The sequence below is a fragment of the Aquimarina sp. AU119 genome, assembly GCF_900312735.1.
Taxonomy (GTDB): domain Bacteria; phylum Bacteroidota; class Bacteroidia; order Flavobacteriales; family Flavobacteriaceae; genus Aquimarina; species Aquimarina algiphila.
In genome coordinates, this window is the sequence record NZ_OMPF01000016.1 from 123,082 (window position 1) to 145,174 (window position 22,093).

Consider the following 22,093-nt stretch of genomic DNA (forward strand, 5'->3'; position numbering starts at 1 on the left):
TATCAAATAATTAATTTTAAAAAACATAATGAATTCAAGAGCTACTTTATATTTTCTATCCTTATTTATCTTTATAAGTTGTAAGAATTCTTCAAAAGATATAGATATCATTAATGTCAATTATAACGACAACCATATATCATATGAAGGAAGAATAGGAGAAAATAAAACAAAGAGAGCCTCAGAAATATATTGGTCAGGCTCATCAATTAAAATAGTTTTTGAAGGAACTATGGTAAAAACTACTTTAGAAGACCAAAATGGTACGAATTATTTTAATATTATTATTGATGGAAAAAAAACTGATGTATTAAAATTAAAAAAAGGAAAACATACCTATTCGCTTACAGAAAAATTGACTTATGGTAAACATTCTATAGAACTAACAAAAAGAAACGAATGGACGTTCGGCACTACTTTATTTTATGGGTTCGAAATAACAGGCTCCAAAATTTTAGAAGTCGCAAAAGATAAATCTTTATTCATAGAATTTTATGGAGACTCTATTACAACGGGTCATGGAAATGAAGATTATACAGGAGAAGATAAAGCAGATGGAGATGTCACTAATAATTACGCTACTTATGCTGCAATAACTGCAAAAGAATTAAACGCAGAATATTCGTGTATTGCTAGAGGTGGTATTGGCATTATGGTTAGTTGGTTCAATATGATTATGCCAGAAATGTATGATCGATTAAACCCTAATGACCCCAATAGCAAATGGAATTTTGACGAAAAAAAACCTGATATTGTTGTTGTCAATCTTTTTCAAAATGATTCCTGGATTGTAAATCAACCCAATCACGTCGAATTTAAAAGGCGATTTGGAAACAAAAAACCCACAGAAGATATAATTATTAATAAGTATCAATCATTCTTAAAGAAAATTAGAAAACATTATCCAGGTACTAGCATCGTCTGTTTATTAGGTAATATGGATATCACAAAGGAAAACTCGCCTTGGCCTGGTTATGTGTCAAATGCAGTAAAAACTATAGGCGATAAAGATATATATACTTGTTATGTTCCATACAAAAATACTCCAGGTCATCCAAAGGTAGAAGAACATCAAATTGTAGCTGAAAAGCTTTTGCAAATAATTAAAACTAAAATAATTGACAAATGAAATCAATCGTCGTAACCACAGTATTCCTATTATTTACTGTTATTTCTTTTGCTCAGAAAGATAAAGTGATCTTCATTAAAGAAGTACCTATTAAATTAAAAAGCGCATCAAGGTATTCATTTCATATCGGTTATGAGGCCATAAAAGATTGCGATATTGCCATAGATTTCTCTGGTGGACCTAATAAATTTTGGGCAGGTAAAACAATTCCTGTAAAAAAAGGTAAAGGGCTCACGCATATTGAAGTCGATATGAAAAACTCCCCAAGTCCTGGAAATGGATATAAAATTTCTCTAGCCATTAGAAAAAGAGGCGGAAATTGGGAAACCACAACAGCAGCTACATCCATTAGTAATATTGAAATTACAAAACGTTCTGAGGAAATTTTGGATGATGCATCTTTTTCACCTTTAACTCCTAATATTGTTTCTAGTAGAGAAACATTTGACTTTGAAATCAAATATAAAGCCAGTCAAGAAAGAAAAATTGTAGTTGCAATTCATAATAAAGGGCAATGGATGGGTGCTAGTAAAGCAATTCTAGTACAGAAAGGGAGTGGCACAAAAAAAATACAGGTTAAAATGTCTCCTCCACCAGAAGGAGATAAATACAAGTTTACCCTTTATTATGGGTCTGGAGAAGGTTTCCCTGATAAATATATAATCAGTAAAGAAATTACAGATATTAAGATTACAAAAGCAGGGAAAAAAGTAGAAACAACTACAGCACAAACTGCAATACCTCAAAAAACGGTCAAACTATCTGATCTAAGAGAACAAAGTATACCGCTTTCTATTAATAAGAATTCTGATATTTTGACTATACCAGGAGACGCACCATACAGCTTCATTAAAATTATCGCCATGAATGGCTCTATACTAAAAGAAAGTCAAAACACTAATTCTATTCAGGTTTCAGATCTGCCAAAAGGAGGATATTTTGCGATCACAAACAAAAACGATTCTTATAAATTTATAAAATTTTAAAAAAGTGAATTCCATTATACAAACTATTTCAATGAACCCTTTTCTCAAAACACCAAAGTATTGATGGTTTTACTTAATAAAAACCTATCAACTCAAAACGACTATTAAAGAAGGTGGTAATTAGCTTTATCACAACCTAAAAATAAGCTCGAGAAAAAAATCAAAACCATAACTAAAAACTTTTGCTAATATTTAAACCCAAAATAATTGATAAATGAAATCAATCTTAACAACAACCGCACTCCTACTATTCACTCTTATTTCTTTTTCTCAAAAAGATGAAATAGTTTTTATCAAAGAAGTACCTATTAAATTACAAAGTTCTTCTCTGTATACATTTTACGTTAGATATGAAGCCACCAAAGATTGCGATATTGCAATAGATTTTTATGGTGGCCCAAACAATTTTTGGGCAGGAAAAACAATTCCCGTAAAAAAAGGCAAAGGACATAAAAAGATCGAAATCTATATGAATGAGTCGCCCAAACCTGGAAATGGATATACTATTTCTGCAGCCATTAGAAAACGAGGCGGAAATAGAAAAACTACTACAGCTGCAACATCTATAAATAATATTCAGATCACAAAACGCTCTGAGGAAATTATAGATGATGCCTCCTTTTCTCATCTAAGTCCTATTATTGTTTCTAACCAAGAAACTGTAGATTTTAAAATTAAATATAAGGCAAGTCAAGAAAGAAAAATTGTAGTTACAGTTCATAACAACGGATTGGGTATTGGTACAAGTGAAACAATTCCTGTTCAAAAAGGAATTGGAACAAAAGAAATACAGGTTAAAATGTCTTCTCCTCCAAAGGGGAACAAATATAAATTTACTCTTTATTATGGATCCGAGGAGGGCTTTCCTAATAAATATATAATTAGTAAAACAATAACAGATATTCGGACTACGAAAAGAGTAAAAAAAGTAGAAATAACCCCAAAACCTCCAATAAAGCCAACTCCAAAACCACGGGAAACAATTAATGTAAAAGATTCAGGAGAAAAGAGTATTACCCTTTCTCTTAATAAGGAATCAAATATTTTAACGCTGCCAGGAAAACCAAGTTATACACTTATTCAGATTATTACATCACAAGGTCAACTGGCAAAAGAAGCTAAAAATTCAAATTCTATAGAGGTGTCAGATTTACCAAAAGGTAATTATGTTGCCATCACTAGTGAGAATGACTATTATCAATTTGTAAAATTTTAAAGTAATGAATATCAAGATAAAAATTATATCAATTTCTCTACTAATTTCAATTACCTCTTTTTCTCAAAATGCTAAAGTATCAATTGACTTTACAACACAAAAATACATTGGCTCAGAAAGTGAATTGAAAAGAGAAAAGTATTTTAATATTCATAGTTCTTTTTCAAATTGGGGTTTAGCCTCTGAAGCTGATTATCTTTTTGATCAATTGGATATAAAATTTGGTAGAACTTTTGGCGGACCTGCACCTTTTCGTAAATCTAAAACCGAAATCCCCAGTCCAAGTGTAGCTAAAACAAATGGAGCCAATACTGTAAAACATTGGAAAAATGCTCCTTTATTTAATAAATACAAAACCAATGATCTTATCATTACTGATCATCCCAGAAGTGCATTTCAGCTTAATACTGATTATGATAAAATAGCAGCATATAATGTTGAATATATAAAGAATGCATTCCCAGTTATGCCTAAGTATTATGAAGTAATGAATGAACCTTTTGTACATGCCAAAGATTATGTTAAAACCTGGGCAGAAACAGGTGGTGTTATTCTAGAAATGTCTAAGCTACATAAAGTAGTTGCAGATAAAATACATGCAGAAATTCCTGATATAATGGTAGGTGGGTATTCTTCTGCATGGCCAGAGGTCGATAGAAAAGATTTTGATCATTGGAATACAAGAATGAAGTTATTCATGGATACTGCTGGAGAAAGTATGAAATTCTTTGCCACACATCTATATGACGGGAGGAATGTTGCGGGTGACTTTAACTATAGGTCAGGAAGTAATTCTGAAGCAATTTTAGATTTAATTGAATCATATAGTTATAAGAAATGGGGAGTTGTAAAACCCCATTTAATATCAGAGTATGGGTATACATCTAAAGGATTACTAGGAAAACCTTATTCTCCTGAATTAAGTGGTACTTGTTTAACCTCTTACAATAATATCTTAATGTCCCTTCTAGACAAACCAGATCGACTATTAAAATCAATTCCTTTTATAGTTGGAGATGGTAATTGGTTTTATCAAGATAAAAAAAATAATCCTGATGGTCATCCGTACCCATGGGTAATCTTAAGAAAAAACAAAGATGGAGTTAAAAAATTCACAGATCTTAAAAAATTCTATGAATTATGGAAAAATGTATCCGGAAAAAGAATCGATATTACTTCCAATAATCCAGATATACAGGTTAATGCTTTTCTAAAACCAGAAAAAGCTTACGTTGCGTTAAATAATCTGCACGACAAAGAACAATCAATAGCATTAAATTTCCTTAACAAAAGTGCTGATCATATAAAAAATATTACATTAAGAAGATTATACACTAATACTTCTGGCATCCCTAAATTAATCTATTTCACTGACCTTTCAGTCATGAAAAATATCGATCTTAAACCAGGAGAGACTGTAATACTAGAATGTGATATTGATACAATTCAGTTTTCTAATTCTATAATCGAGAACAACTCCTATTCTAAAACTTACTTACAAAAAATTGAAGCTAATAAAACAATAAGCTTTGATATTGATAATGTAGAAACAGCTAAAAAAGGGAGAGCATTTATAAAAATGGGAATAGGGAGAGCACATGAATTAAGTAAAAGTCCAAAAATAACGATCAATGGCCATATTGCCAAAATCCCAAGTAATTGGGCAGGTTATGACCAAGCAAGTAGAGATCAATTTTTTGGAGTAATTAATATTCCTATTGATATAGAACATACATCTTCTGGTACAAATAAGATTGAAGTCACTTTTCCGGATACTGGAGGACATGTAAGTTCTGTTATTTTAAATGTGGAGAGGATGAGCAAAAATTAAATATCAAAGATTTATTGTGGATATTTCTTTCTATTAAACCTTTTAACTAACAATCTATATACATAACATTATAATACGAATGGCCCCTCTTCAAAGTTTGTAAGGGGCTTTTCTTTTTACCAAAATCACATATTATCTCCAAGTATTTCTCTAATTCCTAAGATTTGTGAAGTTAGTTTAACACTTTTGAAGTTAATGCAAAATTTATCACTATAATATGGATGAAAAGAAACGCTATCAATACAAATTTCTTTTAGTAATACTAGTTTTTTTTTAAAAGACTAATCTTAGTTTTTATTACCTCTGTAAATACCATCAAATGCTTTTTCTAATTCTATTTTAAAAGCAAAAGCATGTTTACCTACTTTTGTTTGTGGCTTATGTATTTTTAGTCCATTCTCATTTCTTTCCCAACTGATTTTTTCGTTTGATCCTAAAAAACTAATATTTTTAATGGGATCTGCAAGGCTAGTCAATCGAGTAGAAAACGATGTAATTAATATATCAGCTGTTGGCCAATCCATTACAAAAGCATAAATAGTATTTCCTTTAACAGTAAATCTAATATCGTTTTCAGTCATCGTATGTACTTCATATTCTGTATGATCTCCCATTTTTGAGCGTGTTTTTCCTTCCCCATACATAATCCAAGGACGTGTTTCATAAATGGCTTCGCCATTTATTTGTAACCACTCTCCTATTTCTAATAATACTTGTTTCTGATCATTAGGGATTGTACCATCTGCCTTAGGTCCAACATTTAATAATAAGTTACCATTTTTGCTTACAATATCAACAAAATCATCTATAAGTTCGCCTGCAGGTTTAGTTTGCCAATCTTTTACATAAGACCAGGAATTACGCCCAATAGAAGTATCGGTTTGCCAAGGCAATTCTCTAATTCTATCTAATTTTCCTCGTTCAAGATCTAAAACTGCGGCTCCATCAGGAATGGGTTCCCATCCTATTTTTTTATAATTAAGTACAACTTCTTTATTCCATTGGGTTGCCAGATTATAATAATCTGACAGAATCTTTAACCTGTTTTCTTCATATTCTGGTGCACAAAATCCAAAATCAAACCACATTAAATCCAATTTGTACTTTTCAATCATATCCATACTCCTTTTGTAAAAAAGATCCAAAAACTCAGGTGTAGGAGGATCAAGATATCCATGAGGTTTAAGATAAAAATCTTGAAATTCAGGATTTGTTGTATCAAAATTTTTATCATATGCCCACCACTTATATCCAAATGCCAGATGAGATGAACTTCCTACTTTAAGGTGTTCATTGCGTGCTTCGACAGCTAATTCACCTAGAACATCTCTTTTTGGCCCCATGTCTACGGCATTCCATCTTGTATGAGAAGAATTATACATGGCAAAACCATCACAATGCTCTCCTACCGGAACAACATACTTTGCTCCAGCTTTTTTAAACAAACTTATCCATTCTTTGGCGTCAAAGTTTTCTCCTTTAAACATTGGGATAAAATCTTTATATCCAAACTCGCTTGGTTCTCCATAGGTCTTAACATGGTATTGATATGTAGGATTATCCTCTTGGTAAGTTTTTCCTGTATTATGATTGGTTTTCTTTTTACGATACATTTGATATCCATACCATTCATTACCATATTCTGGAACTGCATATACTCCCCAATGAATGAATATACCAAGTTTCGCATCTTGAAACCATTTTGGAGATTTATATTGACTTAAAGATTCCCAAGTGGGTTCATATTTTTTACTCTCCTGTGCTTCTAATGAAAGAAGATTAAAAATAGTAAGCAATCCAAAATGGAAATAAATAAAATACTGCTTCACAATTTTTTAAGTTTTATTAAAATAAATTTATTCTATAAAAAGAGGCTGTTTAAAATAATGAAAAATTGATATCAATCTTAAATTTCATTATTATATTTCAAACAGCCTCTTCATTTGGCTAACTAACTAATAATTAATCTGTAAAATTATTCCTATTTGGTTCTAAACTCAAATACGGATGATTTAGTTAAATTATTATGTAAATCTTTAGTGACAACTTGCCAATAATATATTTTATTTGCTTGTAAAGTCACATCTTTGATTTCCGACTTTGTAACAGTATTAATTAAGGTTACTGGTGGATTATTATTATCCATATACACCTCATACTCACTAATGTCACCATCTACATCACTACCTTTCCATAACAAATCTACAGTCGTAGGGTTAGTAATCGTTAGCCCCATTGGTGGGCTAACTAGTTCTGCAGGGAATGGCGCATAGTTTTCTATTCCCGGCCCTGCATTAAAAAGTTTCCACACTTCACTTTCTGCTGTACTTGCAGTAGCACTTGAAGAAGATGTTATTTTCCATGAATACGGTGTTCCTAATAATAATGTAATTTCTAACTCTGTATTTATTGTTTCAAAAGTTTCGACTTCCTGTGTATTAAGGTTTGTTAGCTGTAATGTATACTTTGTAGTAAAATCTGAAGCATTCCATTCAAAAATGACTGTACTCTCCCTATTAGAGACAATCTTTCCTGCATTACATTCTGCATCTTTTAAAGGAAAAATCAAAGCTGCTGCTGTTGGAATATTCACCGTTCCTTCTCCATCACCGCCATCTGGCTCTCCATCTGGTCCATCATCACTACCTCCACAACTTGCTAGCATGGCTAAAACAAAAATTGCCAGAATTAATTTTATATTATTTTTCATATGTAATATTTTTTAAACTATTCACATTAAATTTTATTGACGCGAATGAGTGTTTTAATTTTTTATTATTTGCTCATGCATTACCATATCAGAACTAGAAACTTTAAGGATATAACTTCCATTGGCAAGCACAGACATATCGATTGTCATATTTGCATTAATATCATGTTGTTGACCATATAGAATACGTTTCCCTTGAAAAGAGAAAAGCTCCCACGTTACACTATCTCCCCCAAGTCCATTTTCGGCAACAACAATATTAAGTATATCTTTTACCGGATTAGGGAACGTATATACACCTCCATTGCCTCCAACATTTATACTTTCTTTATGTATTCCCTGGCAGTCTTTATCCGTTTTTACTAAAAGAGTATTTTTTCCATTTTTTAATACAAGTGTTATTTGATTTTTATCAGTTACGATAACTTCATTATTCAATTCGACTCTATATAATTTCCCTCCTTCTAGATTAAGCGAAATTTCTTTTAGAGAAGTGTCTACTTTGGAAGCTACTTTTAGATCTGTTGGTGCATTAACAACTACAGAAAAGCATTGTTCATAACTAGCTTGTCCGTCAACTTTAATACATACTGTATATGTCCCACCACTTAAACCATCAAATACAGTTGCTGTATTAGCAACAAAGGCTTTGGTAGCACTGTTTTCTTTAATTTCTGCAGTATAATTATGGTTTTCGTTAGCGGTAATTGTTATACTACCGTTAGCACCATTAACACAACTCTGTCCTGCACTCAAAATACTAAAATTAGTAGGTGGTAGTGTAAATATGGTACATCCGTTGCTATCTACCGTATCATTTACAGGAGTATTAGGACAAACATCATTAGCATTGTCCACTCCATCTTTATCATCATCATTTTCTGGTAAAGCAATACAATCTTCTCCTGGTAAACCATAACATCCTAATCCTGCCGGTCCTAATTTAGTATTCCAGTCAATTCCTGCGACCCAATTATCTCCTCCAGATTCATACGCACCTACATCTGGGTTATCTCCACTAAATCCGTCCGTTATACCATCAATTACTCTTCCTGCATCCACAGCCTCTGAATTAGATTTTAAAATAAAGCTCGAATTAGAAGCATTCCCAAACGCATCTGAAGTCACTACTAAATTGTTTTGTTTATCAGATTGTGGCTCCCATTCTCCCTTATCTCCTAGATTATTCCATACGTTTACATTTGAAAAAGCAGTACCTGCCAAATGCCATGCTCCCATTTCTCCAGAATTATTCCAAAACGTATTATTAAAAATATCTATATCCTTACCATCCCAATTGATCTGTACTGCCGTCCATTCGGTATTCCAGACAACATTATGATGAACAGAAAAACTTTCGGCGTCATTATCTAAATAAATCCCGGCGGCTTTTGTTTTTGTTCCACTAGAAGCTGCATCATGAAACCAATTGTGATGTATCTCTGTATTAGGTTGTCTTCCTACTGTATAAAATAAAGCGCAATCATCGGCTATAAGGTTACTATATGAAACATCATTATATGCAATCTCACATCGTTGTCCATTATAATTTATTCCATCTCTTCCACCATTAAAAATGGTATTTCTCATAATTTTATTATCATTACCTCCTCTTGCAACTAAAGGAGCATCATAAGACCCCAGATAATTAAAATCATGGATATAATTATTTTTTAACTCATTAAAACTACCTGCCATTCTCATACCAGTAGCTGCACTAAATGCAATCTCACATTTTTCAATAATATTTCTGGTTCCGTTAACCTCTACACTAGGTTTACCAGCATTAAAACCTGTAAAAATTCCTTGAGTATGATTTCCATAAAAAGAAGAAACACCATATAGTTTGTTATTATTAGAATTCGTTTTCAATTCAATCGTACCTCCAAACACTGCCAGGTTTCTAATTTCTATATAATTCCTACTATTAAGGTTAATTGTTTGTCTTCTTCGCCTCATTCTTACCAAACCATCTTGAGGAACAGCTCCCCCTGGTAACTGAATAAATAATTCACTTGTTACTGTATCGAACCACCATTCATTTTGATAATCAAGAGCTCCTTTTACTCCTTCTAAATAGAAATCTCCTTTATCTGCTGGGGGATGAAAAGTATAAATCCACTTTATTCCAGAGTTTTTAGTAATGTTAAAATTAACTCGCCCAGAACTACTACTAGTAATGAACTCTTTCCATGCTAACCATCCTGATCCTGGTCTATCTCCATAAAAGAAAAGTGAACCACCTGTCCAATCAATATTAGGAATATCGCCAGAGGTCAAAAATCCAACTCTTCCATTAAAAGTTGCATCAGATCCATCACTACCTCCTGAGTTACGTCTCGAATTAAGGGTAAATGGCAAACCATCTTCATTGTTTGGCCAACGTGCTAAATCCATAGCTGTATTCTCGTTCATCACAAAATTCTCTTGTCCTAATGAAGCAAAAGGTATTGTGGTTTTATAAATTGATCCAGAATCATTTGTCCAACCATTTAATGATTGCATTGCAGAAATAATCACTTTTTCTCCTGGAAATGATGTGAAAACGATAGGATTTCCAGCAGTTCCAGAATTTGCAGGACGCAATGTTTCTTCGTAGGTTCCTTCTCTTATATATACTATGTCTCCTGCTACAGCTTCGTCTGCTGCTTTTGTAATAGTAGCATATGGGCTATCAATCGCTCCTGTATTTGTTAAATCGTTACCTCCTTTTGCCACATAAATATCTCTGGAAAAAGAAAGAAATGATATTAAATTAAATAAAGTAAATAGTAAAATTTTTCGTGGGGCTATCATATTTAATATTTTTTTAACAAAAATAGAAAGCAAACCCTAAGAATCTTACAACTTATGTTCTTAAAGAGAGAACATATGTCTAATTACATACCATACAAGCAACATCCAAGCCTATTCCCCAAATTCGAATAATATTTTTAGAACCTCTTATAATCATTAATAAAAAACAGAAGTTTCCAAAAAAAACCACATAGAATTCATCCTTTATTTCCCTCCACAACAATGCGTAATTGCAGCAATTTCGACCTCCTTCTTCAAAATAACCATTTGTTGCAGTTTTTAAGACATTCGTCATTTCACATACTTCTTAAAAATATCAATTTAGCCAATCAAAAAACACCCCATTATTTTTTCATATTATAATACACTTAGAAATGATATTTAGAAAACCTATATTTATTTTACTGCTGACACTAGTCTTCTTGGCATCATGTGGCCCCGAAAAAGATAAGAAATTAGCTCAAGATACAGACCAAAAAACAACAGATACTGTTAGCACCAAATACGAACCTAATTGGGAATCAATTAAAGCAAACTATAAAGATCCCGAATGGTTTAATAATCAAAAATTTGGAATTTTTGTGCATTGGGGCGCATACAGTGTCCCTGCATTTGGTTCTGAGTGGTATCCAAGACAAATGTACATGGATACTGCTAATTTTAGTGCTAGTTTAGAACACTATAGTAAAGGTTCTACGAAAGAATTTAAACATCATAAAGAAAAATGGGGAGATCATAAAAAATTTGGATATAAAGATTTTATCCCAATGTTTAAAGGAGAAAACTTTGACGCCAAAGAATGGATAAGTTTGTTTAAAAAAGCTGGAGCAAAATACGTAATTCCAGTAGCTGATCACCATGATGGCTTCGCCATGTATAAATCAAATACTACAAGGTGGAATGCCGTAGACATGGGGCCAAAAACAGATGTTTTAGGAGAGTTGTTTAAACAAGGACGAGATCAGGGAATGATTATGGGTACTTCTTCTCATTTTGCTTTCAACTGGTCTTTTTATAACAAAAAAGATCACTTTGATACTACAGACCCAGAATTTGCAGACCTATACAGTTCTAAAGGTAAAGATTTAAAACAACCAGTTTCAGAAGAGTTCAAAAAGAGATGGTGGTTAAGAATAAAAGATATTATTGATAATTACCAACCTGATATTCTTTGGTTAGATTTCTATGTAGATATCCCTGATTTTAAAGAGTATAGACCAAAGTTAGCCGCATATTATTATAACAAAGGTATAGAATGGGGAAAAGAAGTAGTTCTTCAAGATAAAAACTTTAGTCATGAAGCCTTTCCAGAAGGAACTGTAATTTATGATTTAGAAAGAGGAAAATTACCTGGTATTCGAAAACTACCTTGGCAAACCGATACTTCTATCGGTAAAAACTCATGGAGTCATGTATCTAATTGGGAATCTAAAACTGCAAATCAACTTATTGATGACTTAGTTGATATTGTAAGCAAAAATGGTAACTTATTATTAAATGTTGGTCCAAAATCAGATGGTACAATTCCTAATGATCAGAAGCAAATTCTATTAGAAATCGGAGAATGGCTGGACATTAACGGAGAGGCAATATACGATACCAAATATTGGAAAACATTTGGTGAGGGACCTACTGGAGTTGAAGAAGGTCATCATTCAGAAAAGAACAATAAAGAATTTACAGGACAAGATATCAGATTTACCCAAAAAGGAGATAAACTTTATGCGATACTTATGGCTTGGCCAGAAAATAATATAGTTCAGATTAAATCTTTAGCCAAAAACTCTGAACATGCTAAAGGTATAAATATTAAGAATATAAAATTATTAGGTAGTGATGATTCAAAATTAACTTGGGCTCAAGAAGGAGAATCCTTAGAAGTACAATTACCTAATCAAAAAACAGGAAATCATGCTCATGTACTAGAAATAGGTATCTAATAATAAGTAAATGTATCTGAGCAATACTATAAATTATTCTTTTACTACTAAAATTTTAATAGTAAAAGAATTGTATAAATGAATTGAAGAAAACATATATAATCAATGAAATATATTGTTTGTGAAAAACCCGGTGAATTTCTTTTAAAAGAAAAACCTGCTCCTATTCGTAAGAATAATGAAGCTTTACTAAAAGTCAAAAAAGTCGGAGTATGCGGCACCGACCTACATGCATACTCTGGTAATCAGGCTTTTTTCAAATATCCCAGAATCCTAGGGCATGAATTGGCGACAGAAGTATTAGAAATAGGAGATAACCACAGAGGAATTAAAGCAGGTGACAAAGTTGTTATTATGCCATATATAAGTTGTGGTCAATGTATTGCTTGTCGTAATGGAAAAACTAATTGTTGTACTAATATTGAAGTGCTAGGAGTACATACAGATGGAGGAATGCAAGAAGAAATTACGGTAAGAACAGATTTATTATTACCTGCAAATCAACTATCTCATGATGAAATGGCTATTGTAGAACCCTTAGCCATTGGGGCTCATGCAATTCGCAGAGCGAATATACAACCCAATGAAATTGTAGTAGTCGTTGGATGCGGACCTATTGGAATTGGAATTGTAAAACTAGCACAAATTGCAGGTGCTAAAGTTATTGCTCTTGACACAAATAATAATCGGCTTGAGTACACCAAAAATGAAATTGGTGCAGATTACGTACTTAATGTTCTCGATAATCCGGTAGAAAAAATTTCTGAAATTACTAATGGAGATATGGCTACCGCAGTTTTTGATGCAACTGGTCATAAAGGAGCATTAGAAACAGGCCCAGATTATATGGCACATGGCGGTAGATATGTGCTAGTTGGGCTTTCTAAAGGAGAATTAGTTTTTACACATCCAAAAATACACGCAAAAGAAACTACCATCATGTGTAGTCGTAATGCAACTCTTGAAGATTTTGAACATGTAATTGACGTATTACATCAGTTTCCAACAACTTCATTTATTACACACAATGTTGGTTTTACCGAAATGATAAATAATTTTGATAGTTGGACTAAACCCGAAACAGGAGTAATTAAGGCCACTATAGATTTCTAAACTATACGACGTATGGATAAAGTAGTTACATTCGGTGAAATATTAATGCGGATGTCTCCTCCTAATAACCTTATGTTTAATCAAACATCAGGTTTTGATGTTACCTATGGAGGAGGAGAATTTAATGTAGTTGCTTCTCTTGCTAATTATGGTATTAATACTGATTTCGCAACTATTTTACCTCAAAATCCTATTGCAGAATGTGCCATCAAAACAATCAAAAGTTATGATGTCGGGTATAAAAATATATTGAGAAAAGGAGATCGAATAGGAATTTATTTTTTAGAAAATGGAATTGCTAATCGAAATAGTAAGGTGGTTTATGATCGTGCTAATTCTTCCATTTCTCAAGTTAAAAAAGGAGATATAGATTGGAAGTCTGTCTTTAAAGATGCTAATTGGTTTCATTGGAGTGGTATTACCCCTGCTTTATCAGAAAATGCAGCTGAAGCTTGCTTAGAAGCTATTCAAACTGCAAGTAAAATGGGACTTACAATATCTACTGATCTTAATTATCGCAGTAAACTTTGGAAATATGGCAAACAGCCAAACGAAGTAATGCCAAAATTACTATCTTATAGTAATGTTATTTTGACTGACATTGACACTGCAAGGTTCATGCTAGGAAAGGAAAAAATAGATCCTAATTATCAGAATGAAACTCTAATAAGAGATAGCTTTAGTCATATTATAGAAATGCTTCCAAAAATTCATACTATAGCAATGACGGTAAGAAATGTTATCACTGCTTCTCATTATAAAATTGGAGGACTACTTTATAAAGACAATAAATTATATCGAGCAAAACAGCATGAAGTAACTCCAGTTTTAGATCGTGTTGGGTCTGGAGATGCATTTATGAGCGGACTATTATATGGGTTATTAAAATTTCCTGATGATATGCAAAAAGTTGTCTCTTTTGCAACAGGAGCTTGCGTACTTAAGCATTCTATTTTTGGAGATATAAACAGAGTAACCAAAGAAGAAATACTCAACTTTATCAGTACTAACGGGTCGGCAAAAGTAGATCGATAATTATTAGTTTAAATAAGAAATTAAAAGATGGCACAATATACCAGAATAGAGGTAGCAACAATAATGAAAGAAACAGGGATGGTTCCTTTATTCTATCATCAAGATATAGAATTGGGAAAAAACGTTCTAAAAGCTTGTTATGATGGTGGTGCGAGGTTATTAGAATTTACAGCCAGAGGAGATTTTGCTCATGAAGTTTTTTCAGCTTTAATAAAATATGCAATTGCAGAGTTACCGGGAATGGTAATAGGTGTTGGATCAATTACTGATGCTGCTTCTGCTTCTTTATACATGGCGTTAGGAGCTAATTTTATAATCACTCCTGTGTTAAGAGAAGATATAGCTATAGTTTGTAATCGAAGAAAAGTTCTTTGGTCACCAGGTTGTGGAACGTTAACTGAAATTTCAAAAGCAGAAGAATTAGGTTGTGAAATAGTAAAGCTTTTTCCAGGTAATATCTATGGTCCAAAATTCGTAAAAGGAATTAAAGGACCTCAGCCATGGACCAATATTATGCCAACAGGTGGTGTTACTACAGAAGAAAGCAATCTTAAAGATTGGTTTGATTCTGGTGTTACTTGTGTTGGTATGGGATCTCAATTAATCAGTAAAGAAATTCTTGCAAATAAAGACTACAAAAAACTTGAATCCAAAGTGAGTGAAGTAATGCTAACCATTAAAAAAATTAGAGCATAGATCATATGGTACACAATTATGTCCAAATAGATCCTAAGGATAATATTATTGTAGCGATAGATTCGCTACCAAAAAATACGTTTATCGATATTGCAGGTAAGACATTTACCCTTGCAGAAGATATTCAGCAGAAACATAAATTTGCCTTACAAGATTTTAATACTGGAGATGAAGTGTTCATGTATGGAGTACTTGTAGGTACAGCAATACAATCAATCAAACAAGGTGCTGCAATTACCACAGAAAATTTAAAACACGCCTCAGCTTCATTTAATGCAAATCAAGAAAAATTTAATTGGACTGCTCCTGATGTTTCAAAATTTAAAAACAGAACGTTTAATGGGTTTCATAGAGCAGACGGTAGTGTAGGAACACGCAATTATTGGTTGGTTATTCCTCTTACATTTTGTGAAAACAGAAACCTTGATGTATTAGAAGGTGCTTTATTAGATGTACTTGGATATCAAACTAAAAAAGATTTTGCGGTAAACACTCAAATTCTTATAGACAAGTATAAAGCTGGTGCTTCTCCAAAAGAACTTTTTAATACTGATATTGTAGCTACCCAGGAAGAGATTCATAAAAATCGATTATTTCCAAATGTTGATGGTATTAAATTTTTGAAACATGATGGAGGTTGTGGAGGTATTCGACAGGATTCTGAAACACTGTGTCATCTCTTAGCTGGGTATATTACTAACGCTAATGTTGCAGGAGCAACTATTTTTAGTCTTGGTTGTCAAAATGCACAAATAGAAATGCTTCAAAAAGCAATAGAAGATCGCGATCCTAATTTTGCTAAACCAATACATTATCTAGAACAACAACAAAGTCAAAGTGAACGCCATCTCATCGAGGAAGCTGTAAAACATACTTTTATTGGATTGACCCAAGTCAATACTATTGAGAGAAAACCGGCACCAATTAGCAAACTTATTTTAGGTCTCGAATGTGGAGGATCAGATGGTTTTTCTGGTATTTCTGCAAATCCTGCATTAGGATATGCTTCAGACTTACTTACTGCTTTAGGAGGTTCTCCGGTATTATCCGAGTTTCCTGAGCTTAATGGTGTTGAGCAAGAACTTGTTAATAGATGTGAACAAAAAGAAGATGCAGAAAAGTTTGCTTCAATTATGAAAACATACGCTGCTAAAGCAGTTGCTGTGGGTTCTGGATTTGAGAACAATCCTTCTCCTGGTAATATAAAAGATGGATTAATCACAGATGCAATGAAATCAGCTGGAGCAGCAAAAAAAGGAGGAACTTCTCCTGTAACTGATGTATTAGATTACACCGAAAAAGTAACTAAGGCTGGGCTGAATTTACTATGTACACCAGGAAACGATGTAGAAAGCACGACAGGTCTTGCGGGTAGCGGATGTAACATTATTGTCTTTACTACTGGTTTGGGCACCCCAACAGGAAATCCAATTGCACCAGTTTTAAAAATGTCAAGTAATACTACGCTTTCAGAAAAGATGAATGATCTTATTGATATCAATGCCGGAACAGTAATTAGTGGTGAAGATACCATTGAAACCATGGGAGAAAAAGTGTTAGAATATATTATTCAGGTAGCAAATGGTGAAATAGACGCAAAAGCAGAACTGAAAGGGCAAAATGATTTTATCCCCTGGAAACGAGGGATATCATTATAAATCAAAATCTTAAAAAGAAATAGTTTTTAAATGAAACCACTAAATAGAACTACATCAAGTACTACCTTAAAAGCTCCTGAGCGAATTATGCAATTTGGTGGAGGAAACTTTTTAAGAGCATTTGCCGATTGGATTATTGATGTATTAAATAAAGAAACAGATTTTAATGGAAGTGTTGTTATCATAAAACCTACAGAAAAAGGAGACTACACCGCATTAAAAGAACAAGACGGTTTATTTCACGTTGCTATTGATGGCGTAAGAAAAGATACTTTAATTTCAGAAATTACTTTAGTCAAAAGTATAAGTCGTGTTATACAGCCATATACACATTGGAATGAATATCTAAGTCTTGCAGAAGATCCAGAGATGCGTTTTATTATTTCTAACACAACAGAAGCTGGTATAAAATTTTCTGAATCTGATACATTTCAAGATGCTCCTCCAAAAGAGTTTCCTGCCAAATTAACAATATGGTTATATCATAGATTTCAACATTTTGAAGGTGCTATAGATAAAGGTTGCATTATACTCCCATGTGAACTTATTGAACAAAATGGAGATACTCTTAGAGCTACTGTTCTTCAATATGCTGCTCATTGGAATTTGGGAACTAAATTTACATCTTGGATTAAAGAGTCTAATTATTTCTATAATACTCTAGTAGATCGTATCGTTTCTGGGTATCCAAAAGAGCGTTCTAAAACTATTTTGGAAAAAATAGGATACGAGGATAGTCTTTTAGTAGCAGGAGAAGATTATCACAGTTGGGTAATTCAAGGAAATCAAATTATACAAAAAGAGCTGCCTTTTGAACATACCTCATTAAACGTAAAATTTGTTGATGATATAAAAACATATCGTGAGATGAAGGTTAGAATTCTTAATGGTGCGCATACTTCAATGGTACCTGTTGGATATCTATCAGGATTACGTACTGTCAAGGAAGTAATGGATGATCCTTTAACAAATCAATTTGTTAGTGAAATCTTGTCAGAAGAAATCACAAAAACACTTCAAGACTTTTCAACTTCTGAGCTTAATGATTTTGTAAATACTACGCTTGATCGATTTCGAAATCCGACATTAAAGCATTTCCTGATAAGTATTTCGCTTAACAGTACATCTAAGTTTGTCTCTCGATTATTACCAGCATTAAAAGAATATACTGTCACTTATAATGAATTACCAAAACGTATTGTTTTTGCGCTGTCTTGCGTATTTAGGTTTTATCAGGGAGTTTATGATGGTGAAACTATTCCTTTAAATGATAACCCAGTTGCATTAGCTTCTTTTAAAAAACAGTGGAAACTACATTTAACAGAAACTATTACTTACCAACAAATGGTATCTTTTTTATTAAGAGATATAGCTATCTGGGGCGAAAACCTTGATGCAATTAATGGTTTATCTGAAGCGGTAACAGAAAACTTGAGAGCTATAGAACAACACGGGGTAAGAAGTGTTATTAAACAAATTACAGATCACAAATTTTTAGTATGACTATAGATTCACATCAACACTTTTGGAAATATGATCCGGTAAAACACAGTTGGATTAATGACGAAATGTCTGTACTACAACAAGATTATTTACCTTCAGATTTAAAAAAACTTTATAAAGAGGCTAACATTGATGGATGCATTGCTGTCCAAGCTGATCAATCTGAAAAAGAAACTGAATTTTTATTAGACCTGGCTAAAAAGAATACGTTCATAAAAGGAATAGTTGGATGGGTAGATTTACGATCAGATACTTTAGAAGATCGTTTAAAATATTATTCTAATCATAAAATTATAAAAGGATTCAGGCATGTAGTTCAAGATGAACCAGATCCAGAATTTATTATCGGAGATCAATTTAAAAAAGGAATTGCATTATTAAACCAATATGGTTTTGCTTATGATATTTTAATTTTTCCGCATCAATTAGAAGCCTCATTAAAATTGATAGAGGAATTTCCTGAACATCGTTTTGTTATCGATCACATTGCAAAACCCAAAATAAAAGACAGATTAATAGATGATTGGCAAAGAATTATGCAAGCTATTGCCACTCACAAAAATGTGTATTGTAAGGTTTCTGGAATGGTTACAGAAGCGGATTGGTCTGGTTGGAAGTATGAAGATTTCGTACCCTATCTAGATATCATTTTTAAAGCATTTGGTAATGATAGAATCATGTATGGCTCTGATTGGCCTGTGTGCTTATTAGGTGGTAACTATTTTGCCGTTAAAGGTATCATTGATCAATATATAAGTGATTTTAGCAAAGAAGAAAAACAAAAAATCATGGGTGGGAATGCAATTCATTTTTATAAAATTTCCTAACCTCATTATAAAAAAAAGAATATGGATTTAAAACTAAAAGATAAAGTAGTAGTCGTTACTGGAGCTGCCGGTATAAAAGGAAGTATTGGAGAGACGATTATACAGTCTTTGGCTAATGAAGGAGCTATTCCTGTGATTGTATGTCGTAATGATCGTGGATTTGGATATGAAAAAGAACTACAGGAAAAAGGTATCGATTCTTTGTTTGTAAAAACAGACCTTTCTGATGCCAATCAGATTGAAGCTGCGGTAAAGAAAATAGGAGAAAAATATGGTCGAATAGATGCTTTAATTAATAATGTTGGAGTAAATGACGGTGCAGGTTTAGATGCTTCTATCGATGATTTTATGTATTCTTTAAAATTGAATATGGTAAGCTTTTTTGCCATGACCAAATTCTCTTTGCCTTATATCAAAAAGGTAAAAGGAAATATCCTTAATATAGGATCTAAGGTAGCTTTAACAGGTCAAGGAGGAACCTCTGGATATGCAGCTTCCAAAGGTGGAGTATTAGGGTTAACAAGAGAATGGGCTGTAGATTTGATCAAAGATGGAATTAGGTCTAATGCTATCATTATTGCAGAAAGCTGGACTCCTGCCTATGACAACTGGATAAAAACCTTAGAAAATGGAGAAGAAAAATTACAATCTATTGTTAAAAAAATACCGCTAGGTAATCGTATGACAACTCCAGAAGAGATAGCAGATGCTTGTCTATTCACAATTTCAGAAAAGTCCTCACATACTACAGGACAGTTTATTACTATCGATGGGGGTTATGTTCATCTTGACAGATCTCTTTTAACAGAATAAATAGTCCTTAACATGTTTAAGATGTTGAGACATTAAAAAAGAAACTGTATTTCTATTTGACAACATCAGTTTCGAACACTAAACAAATAATTGAATAACTAAACTTGAAATCATGGACATAAAGAAAAAAATTCCTATAGTTCGTAAAGAATTGATTTTTCCATTTATCATCATCACTTCACTTTTTGCACTATGGGGTTTTGCCAATGATGTAACTAATCCAATGGTAACCGCTTTTAAAAAAGTAATGCCCGAATTAAGTTGGTTCCAAGCCTACTTAGTGCAATTTGCTTTTTATTTTGGTTATGGCTGTATGGCCATTCCTGCTGCATTATTTTTGCGTTGGAAGGGGTATAAGTCTGGAATTGTTTTAGGTTTAATACTCTATGCGGCTGGTGCCTTTATGTTTTATCCAGCTTCTTCATTAGAAAGCTATGGTTTCTTTTTATTCTCTTTATACATAATCACTTGTGGATTAGCATTATTAGAGACTACTTCTAATCCATTAATTCTTTCTTTAGGGGCCAAAGAAACTGCTACGCAACGTTTAAATCTTGCACAATCATTTAATCCTATAGGGTCTCTATCCGGGATGATGGTAGCACAATTTGTAGTGCTAGGACAAATACAATCTGCAAAATATGACGATGAAGCATATGCTACATTGGATCAAGTGACCAAAGCTGCTATAAAAACAGAGGATCTTAGTATAATTAGTTATCCTTACCTGGGTGTAGGAGTCGTAGTACTTGTTATCCTGATCATAATATTAAGAACAAAAATACCAAACGTTCAAGAGCATGTCTCATTAGGGTTTTGGGAATCAGTCAGGAAAATATTTGCTAAAAAGGCATTCTTTCCTGGTGTAATTGCTCAAATGTTTTATGTTGGTGCACAGATCATGTGTTGGACTGCAATTTTTCAATACGTACAATATATCAACCAAGGAAGGGCTCCGGGAGAAGAACTCAATGCTACATATTGGAATATGATTGCTATGGGGATTTTCTTAGGAGGTCGTTTTTTAGGGACAATTTTGTTAAGTAAATTAAAAGCCCCAAGACTATTATCTTTATTTGCCTTATTTGCGATAATATGTTGTACTGGAGCCATTTTAATTCCGGGCATGCCTGGTTTAATCTTACTGGTATGCATTTCTTTATTTATGTCTATTATGTTCCCAACAATTTATGGTATTGCATTAAAAGATATGGGAGATGAAGCCAAAGTAGGTTCTGCTTTTTTGGTTATGGCTATTGTGGGAGGAGCTTTTTTCCCGTTAATTCAGGCTTCAATTATTGATATAGGTGGAGATAAATTAGATGACACCCTAATTGCTGGAGTGCCAGAAGTTAAATTTTCATTCATAGTACCGCTATTATGTGTCGCAGTGGTAGGTTTGTATGGCCTTTTTGTATCTAAAATTCAAAAAAACGATTAAATGAAAACACAAAGATTTTGTTTGTCTTGTGATCTTAAAGATGATCCTAAACTTATTGCAGAATATAAAAACTATCATGCAGAAGGAAATGCCTGGCCAGAAATTACTAAAAGTATTAAAGATGCCGGAATTATAGACATGCAAATTTACCTGACTGGTAATCGTATGTTTATGATTATGGAAGTTGATGAAACATTTGATCCTGAAAAAAAAGCAGCAATGGACGCTGATAATCCTAAAGTACAAGAATGGGAACAACTTATGTGGAAATACCAACAAGGGTTACCATGGGCAAAAGACGGAGAAAAATGGATTATGATGGAACAGGTTTTTAAATTATAAGAAATAAACTAGTAAAATAAAATAGGGACAATGTAATTTCTTAACACATTGTCCCTA

At 32.9% G+C, this 22,093-nt stretch carries 18 protein-coding genes; 14 read left to right on the forward strand and 4 right to left on the reverse strand.

All coding sequences use genetic code 11. The features are described from left to right. The first annotated feature begins 28 nt into the window (after positions 1–28). The 4 genes from DK442_RS15380 (at position 29) to DK442_RS15395 (ending at position 5,162) form a co-directional block, all read left to right on the forward strand. Positions 29–1,129 carry an SGNH/GDSL hydrolase family protein gene (locus DK442_RS15380; protein ID WP_109436782.1) on the forward strand — a complete coding sequence of 367 codons (1,101 nt, stop codon included), beginning with the start codon at positions 29–31 and terminating at the stop codon, positions 1,127–1,129. Continuing rightward, the gene (locus tag DK442_RS15385) at positions 1,126–2,115 is read left to right on the forward strand and encodes a hypothetical protein (protein WP_109436783.1); all 990 of its coding nucleotides are present in this window, start codon (positions 1,126–1,128) and stop codon (positions 2,113–2,115) included. The genes DK442_RS15380 and DK442_RS15385 overlap by 4 nt, the downstream gene beginning before the upstream one ends. A 214-nt stretch (positions 2,116–2,329) precedes the next feature. After that, the gene (locus DK442_RS15390) at positions 2,330–3,331 is read left to right on the forward strand and encodes a hypothetical protein (protein ID WP_109436784.1); all 1,002 of its coding nucleotides are present in this window, start codon (positions 2,330–2,332) and stop codon (positions 3,329–3,331) included. A 4-nt stretch (positions 3,332–3,335) separates the two neighbouring features. Beyond that, positions 3,336–5,162, forward strand: coding sequence for a beta-agarase (locus DK442_RS15395; RefSeq protein ID WP_109436785.1), 1,827 nt, complete (start codon positions 3,336–3,338; stop codon positions 5,160–5,162). 287 nt (positions 5,163–5,449) lie between these two features. Here the strand turns inward: DK442_RS15395 and DK442_RS15400 are convergent, their stop codons facing one another. The 4 genes from DK442_RS15400 to DK442_RS15415 form a co-directional block, all read right to left on the reverse strand. Next, a complete protein-coding gene (locus tag DK442_RS15400) occupies positions 5,450–6,991 on the reverse strand; it encodes an alpha-L-fucosidase (RefSeq protein WP_200825116.1) in 1,542 nt (513 codons plus the stop codon). 152 nt (positions 6,992–7,143) lie between these two features. Further along, positions 7,144–7,872, reverse strand: a complete 729-nt coding sequence (locus tag DK442_RS15405) for a hypothetical protein (RefSeq protein ID WP_109436787.1) — start codon at positions 7,870–7,872, stop codon at positions 7,144–7,146. A 54-nt stretch (positions 7,873–7,926) separates the two neighbouring features. Beyond that, on the reverse strand, positions 7,927–10,668 hold the full coding sequence (locus DK442_RS15410) for a right-handed parallel beta-helix repeat-containing protein (RefSeq protein WP_109436788.1): 2,742 nt from the start codon (positions 10,666–10,668) through the stop codon (positions 7,927–7,929). Between the two features lie 79 nt (positions 10,669–10,747). Then, entirely contained in the window at positions 10,748–10,963 is a 216-nt protein-coding gene (locus tag DK442_RS15415; protein ID WP_109436789.1) for a hypothetical protein, read from the reverse strand. Positions 10,964–11,042: 79 nt separating this feature from the next. On the opposite strand from DK442_RS15415, the gene DK442_RS15420 reads away from it, so the two are divergent. The 10 genes from DK442_RS15420 (at position 11,043) to DK442_RS15465 (ending at position 22,036) form a co-directional block, all read left to right on the forward strand. After that, the gene (locus DK442_RS15420) at positions 11,043–12,608 is read left to right on the forward strand and encodes an alpha-L-fucosidase (RefSeq protein WP_109436790.1); all 1,566 of its coding nucleotides are present in this window, start codon (positions 11,043–11,045) and stop codon (positions 12,606–12,608) included. A 105-nt stretch (positions 12,609–12,713) separates the two neighbouring features. After that, on the forward strand, positions 12,714–13,721 hold the full coding sequence (locus DK442_RS15425; RefSeq protein WP_109436791.1) for a zinc-binding alcohol dehydrogenase family protein: 1,008 nt from the start codon (positions 12,714–12,716) through the stop codon (positions 13,719–13,721). A gap of 12 nt (positions 13,722–13,733) precedes the next feature. After that, the gene (locus DK442_RS15430; protein WP_109436792.1) at positions 13,734–14,756 is read left to right on the forward strand and encodes a sugar kinase; all 1,023 of its coding nucleotides are present in this window, start codon (positions 13,734–13,736) and stop codon (positions 14,754–14,756) included. A 27-nt stretch (positions 14,757–14,783) separates the two neighbouring features. Continuing rightward, complete coding sequence (locus DK442_RS15435) at positions 14,784–15,452, forward strand: bifunctional 4-hydroxy-2-oxoglutarate aldolase/2-dehydro-3-deoxy-phosphogluconate aldolase (RefSeq protein ID WP_109436793.1); 669 nt, start codon at positions 14,784–14,786, stop codon at positions 15,450–15,452. Between the two features lie 5 nt (positions 15,453–15,457). Next, a complete protein-coding gene (locus DK442_RS15440; RefSeq protein WP_109436794.1) occupies positions 15,458–17,110 on the forward strand; it encodes a UxaA family hydrolase in 1,653 nt (550 codons plus the stop codon). Positions 17,111–17,140: 30 nt separating this feature from the next. Beyond that, positions 17,141–18,613 (forward strand): tagaturonate reductase, encoded by a 1,473-nt coding sequence (locus DK442_RS15445; RefSeq protein WP_109436795.1) that lies wholly within the window; start codon positions 17,141–17,143, stop codon positions 18,611–18,613. Beyond that, positions 18,610–19,440: an amidohydrolase gene (locus DK442_RS15450; protein ID WP_109436796.1), complete on the forward strand. Its 831-nt coding sequence runs from the start codon at positions 18,610–18,612 to the stop codon at positions 19,438–19,440. Before DK442_RS15445 ends, DK442_RS15450 begins: the two co-directional genes overlap by 4 nt. A 21-nt stretch (positions 19,441–19,461) precedes the next feature. Next, positions 19,462–20,253, forward strand: coding sequence for an SDR family oxidoreductase (locus DK442_RS15455; protein ID WP_109436797.1), 792 nt, complete (start codon positions 19,462–19,464; stop codon positions 20,251–20,253). A 112-nt stretch (positions 20,254–20,365) separates the two neighbouring features. Beyond that, a complete protein-coding gene (gene fucP, locus DK442_RS15460) occupies positions 20,366–21,694 on the forward strand; it encodes an L-fucose:H+ symporter permease (RefSeq protein ID WP_109436798.1) in 1,329 nt (442 codons plus the stop codon). Then, positions 21,695–22,036, forward strand: a complete 342-nt coding sequence (locus tag DK442_RS15465) for an L-rhamnose mutarotase (protein ID WP_109436799.1) — start codon at positions 21,695–21,697, stop codon at positions 22,034–22,036. The last annotated feature ends 57 nt before the right edge of the window (positions 22,037–22,093 follow it).

Bases quoted from the DNA above. Each gene is read 5' to 3' on its own strand.
- DK442_RS15380 (WP_109436782.1), top strand. From the start codon at position 29: ATGAATTCAAGAGCTACTTTATATTTTCTATCCTTATTTATCTTTATA.
- DK442_RS15385 (WP_109436783.1), top strand. From the start codon at position 1,126: ATGAAATCAATCGTCGTAACCACAGTATTCCTATTATTTACTGTTATT.
- DK442_RS15390 (WP_109436784.1), top strand. From the start codon at position 2,330: ATGAAATCAATCTTAACAACAACCGCACTCCTACTATTCACTCTTATT.
- DK442_RS15395 (WP_109436785.1), top strand. From the start codon at position 3,336: ATGAATATCAAGATAAAAATTATATCAATTTCTCTACTAATTTCAATT.
- DK442_RS15405 (WP_109436787.1), bottom strand. From the start codon at position 7,872: ATGAAAAATAATATAAAATTAATTCTGGCAATTTTTGTTTTAGCCATG.
- DK442_RS15410 (WP_109436788.1), bottom strand. From the start codon at position 10,668: ATGATAGCCCCACGAAAAATTTTACTATTTACTTTATTTAATTTAATA.
- DK442_RS15415 (WP_109436789.1), bottom strand. From the start codon at position 10,963: ATGACGAATGTCTTAAAAACTGCAACAAATGGTTATTTTGAAGAAGGA.
- DK442_RS15420 (WP_109436790.1), top strand. From the start codon at position 11,043: ATGATATTTAGAAAACCTATATTTATTTTACTGCTGACACTAGTCTTC.
- DK442_RS15425 (WP_109436791.1), top strand. From the start codon at position 12,714: ATGAAATATATTGTTTGTGAAAAACCCGGTGAATTTCTTTTAAAAGAA.
- DK442_RS15430 (WP_109436792.1), top strand. From the start codon at position 13,734: ATGGATAAAGTAGTTACATTCGGTGAAATATTAATGCGGATGTCTCCT.
- DK442_RS15435 (WP_109436793.1), top strand. From the start codon at position 14,784: ATGGCACAATATACCAGAATAGAGGTAGCAACAATAATGAAAGAAACA.
- DK442_RS15440 (WP_109436794.1), top strand. From the start codon at position 15,458: ATGGTACACAATTATGTCCAAATAGATCCTAAGGATAATATTATTGTA.
- DK442_RS15445 (WP_109436795.1), top strand. From the start codon at position 17,141: ATGAAACCACTAAATAGAACTACATCAAGTACTACCTTAAAAGCTCCT.
- DK442_RS15450 (WP_109436796.1), top strand. From the start codon at position 18,610: ATGACTATAGATTCACATCAACACTTTTGGAAATATGATCCGGTAAAA.
- DK442_RS15455 (WP_109436797.1), top strand. From the start codon at position 19,462: ATGGATTTAAAACTAAAAGATAAAGTAGTAGTCGTTACTGGAGCTGCC.
- fucP (WP_109436798.1), top strand. From the start codon at position 20,366: ATGGACATAAAGAAAAAAATTCCTATAGTTCGTAAAGAATTGATTTTT.
- DK442_RS15465 (WP_109436799.1), top strand. From the start codon at position 21,695: ATGAAAACACAAAGATTTTGTTTGTCTTGTGATCTTAAAGATGATCCT.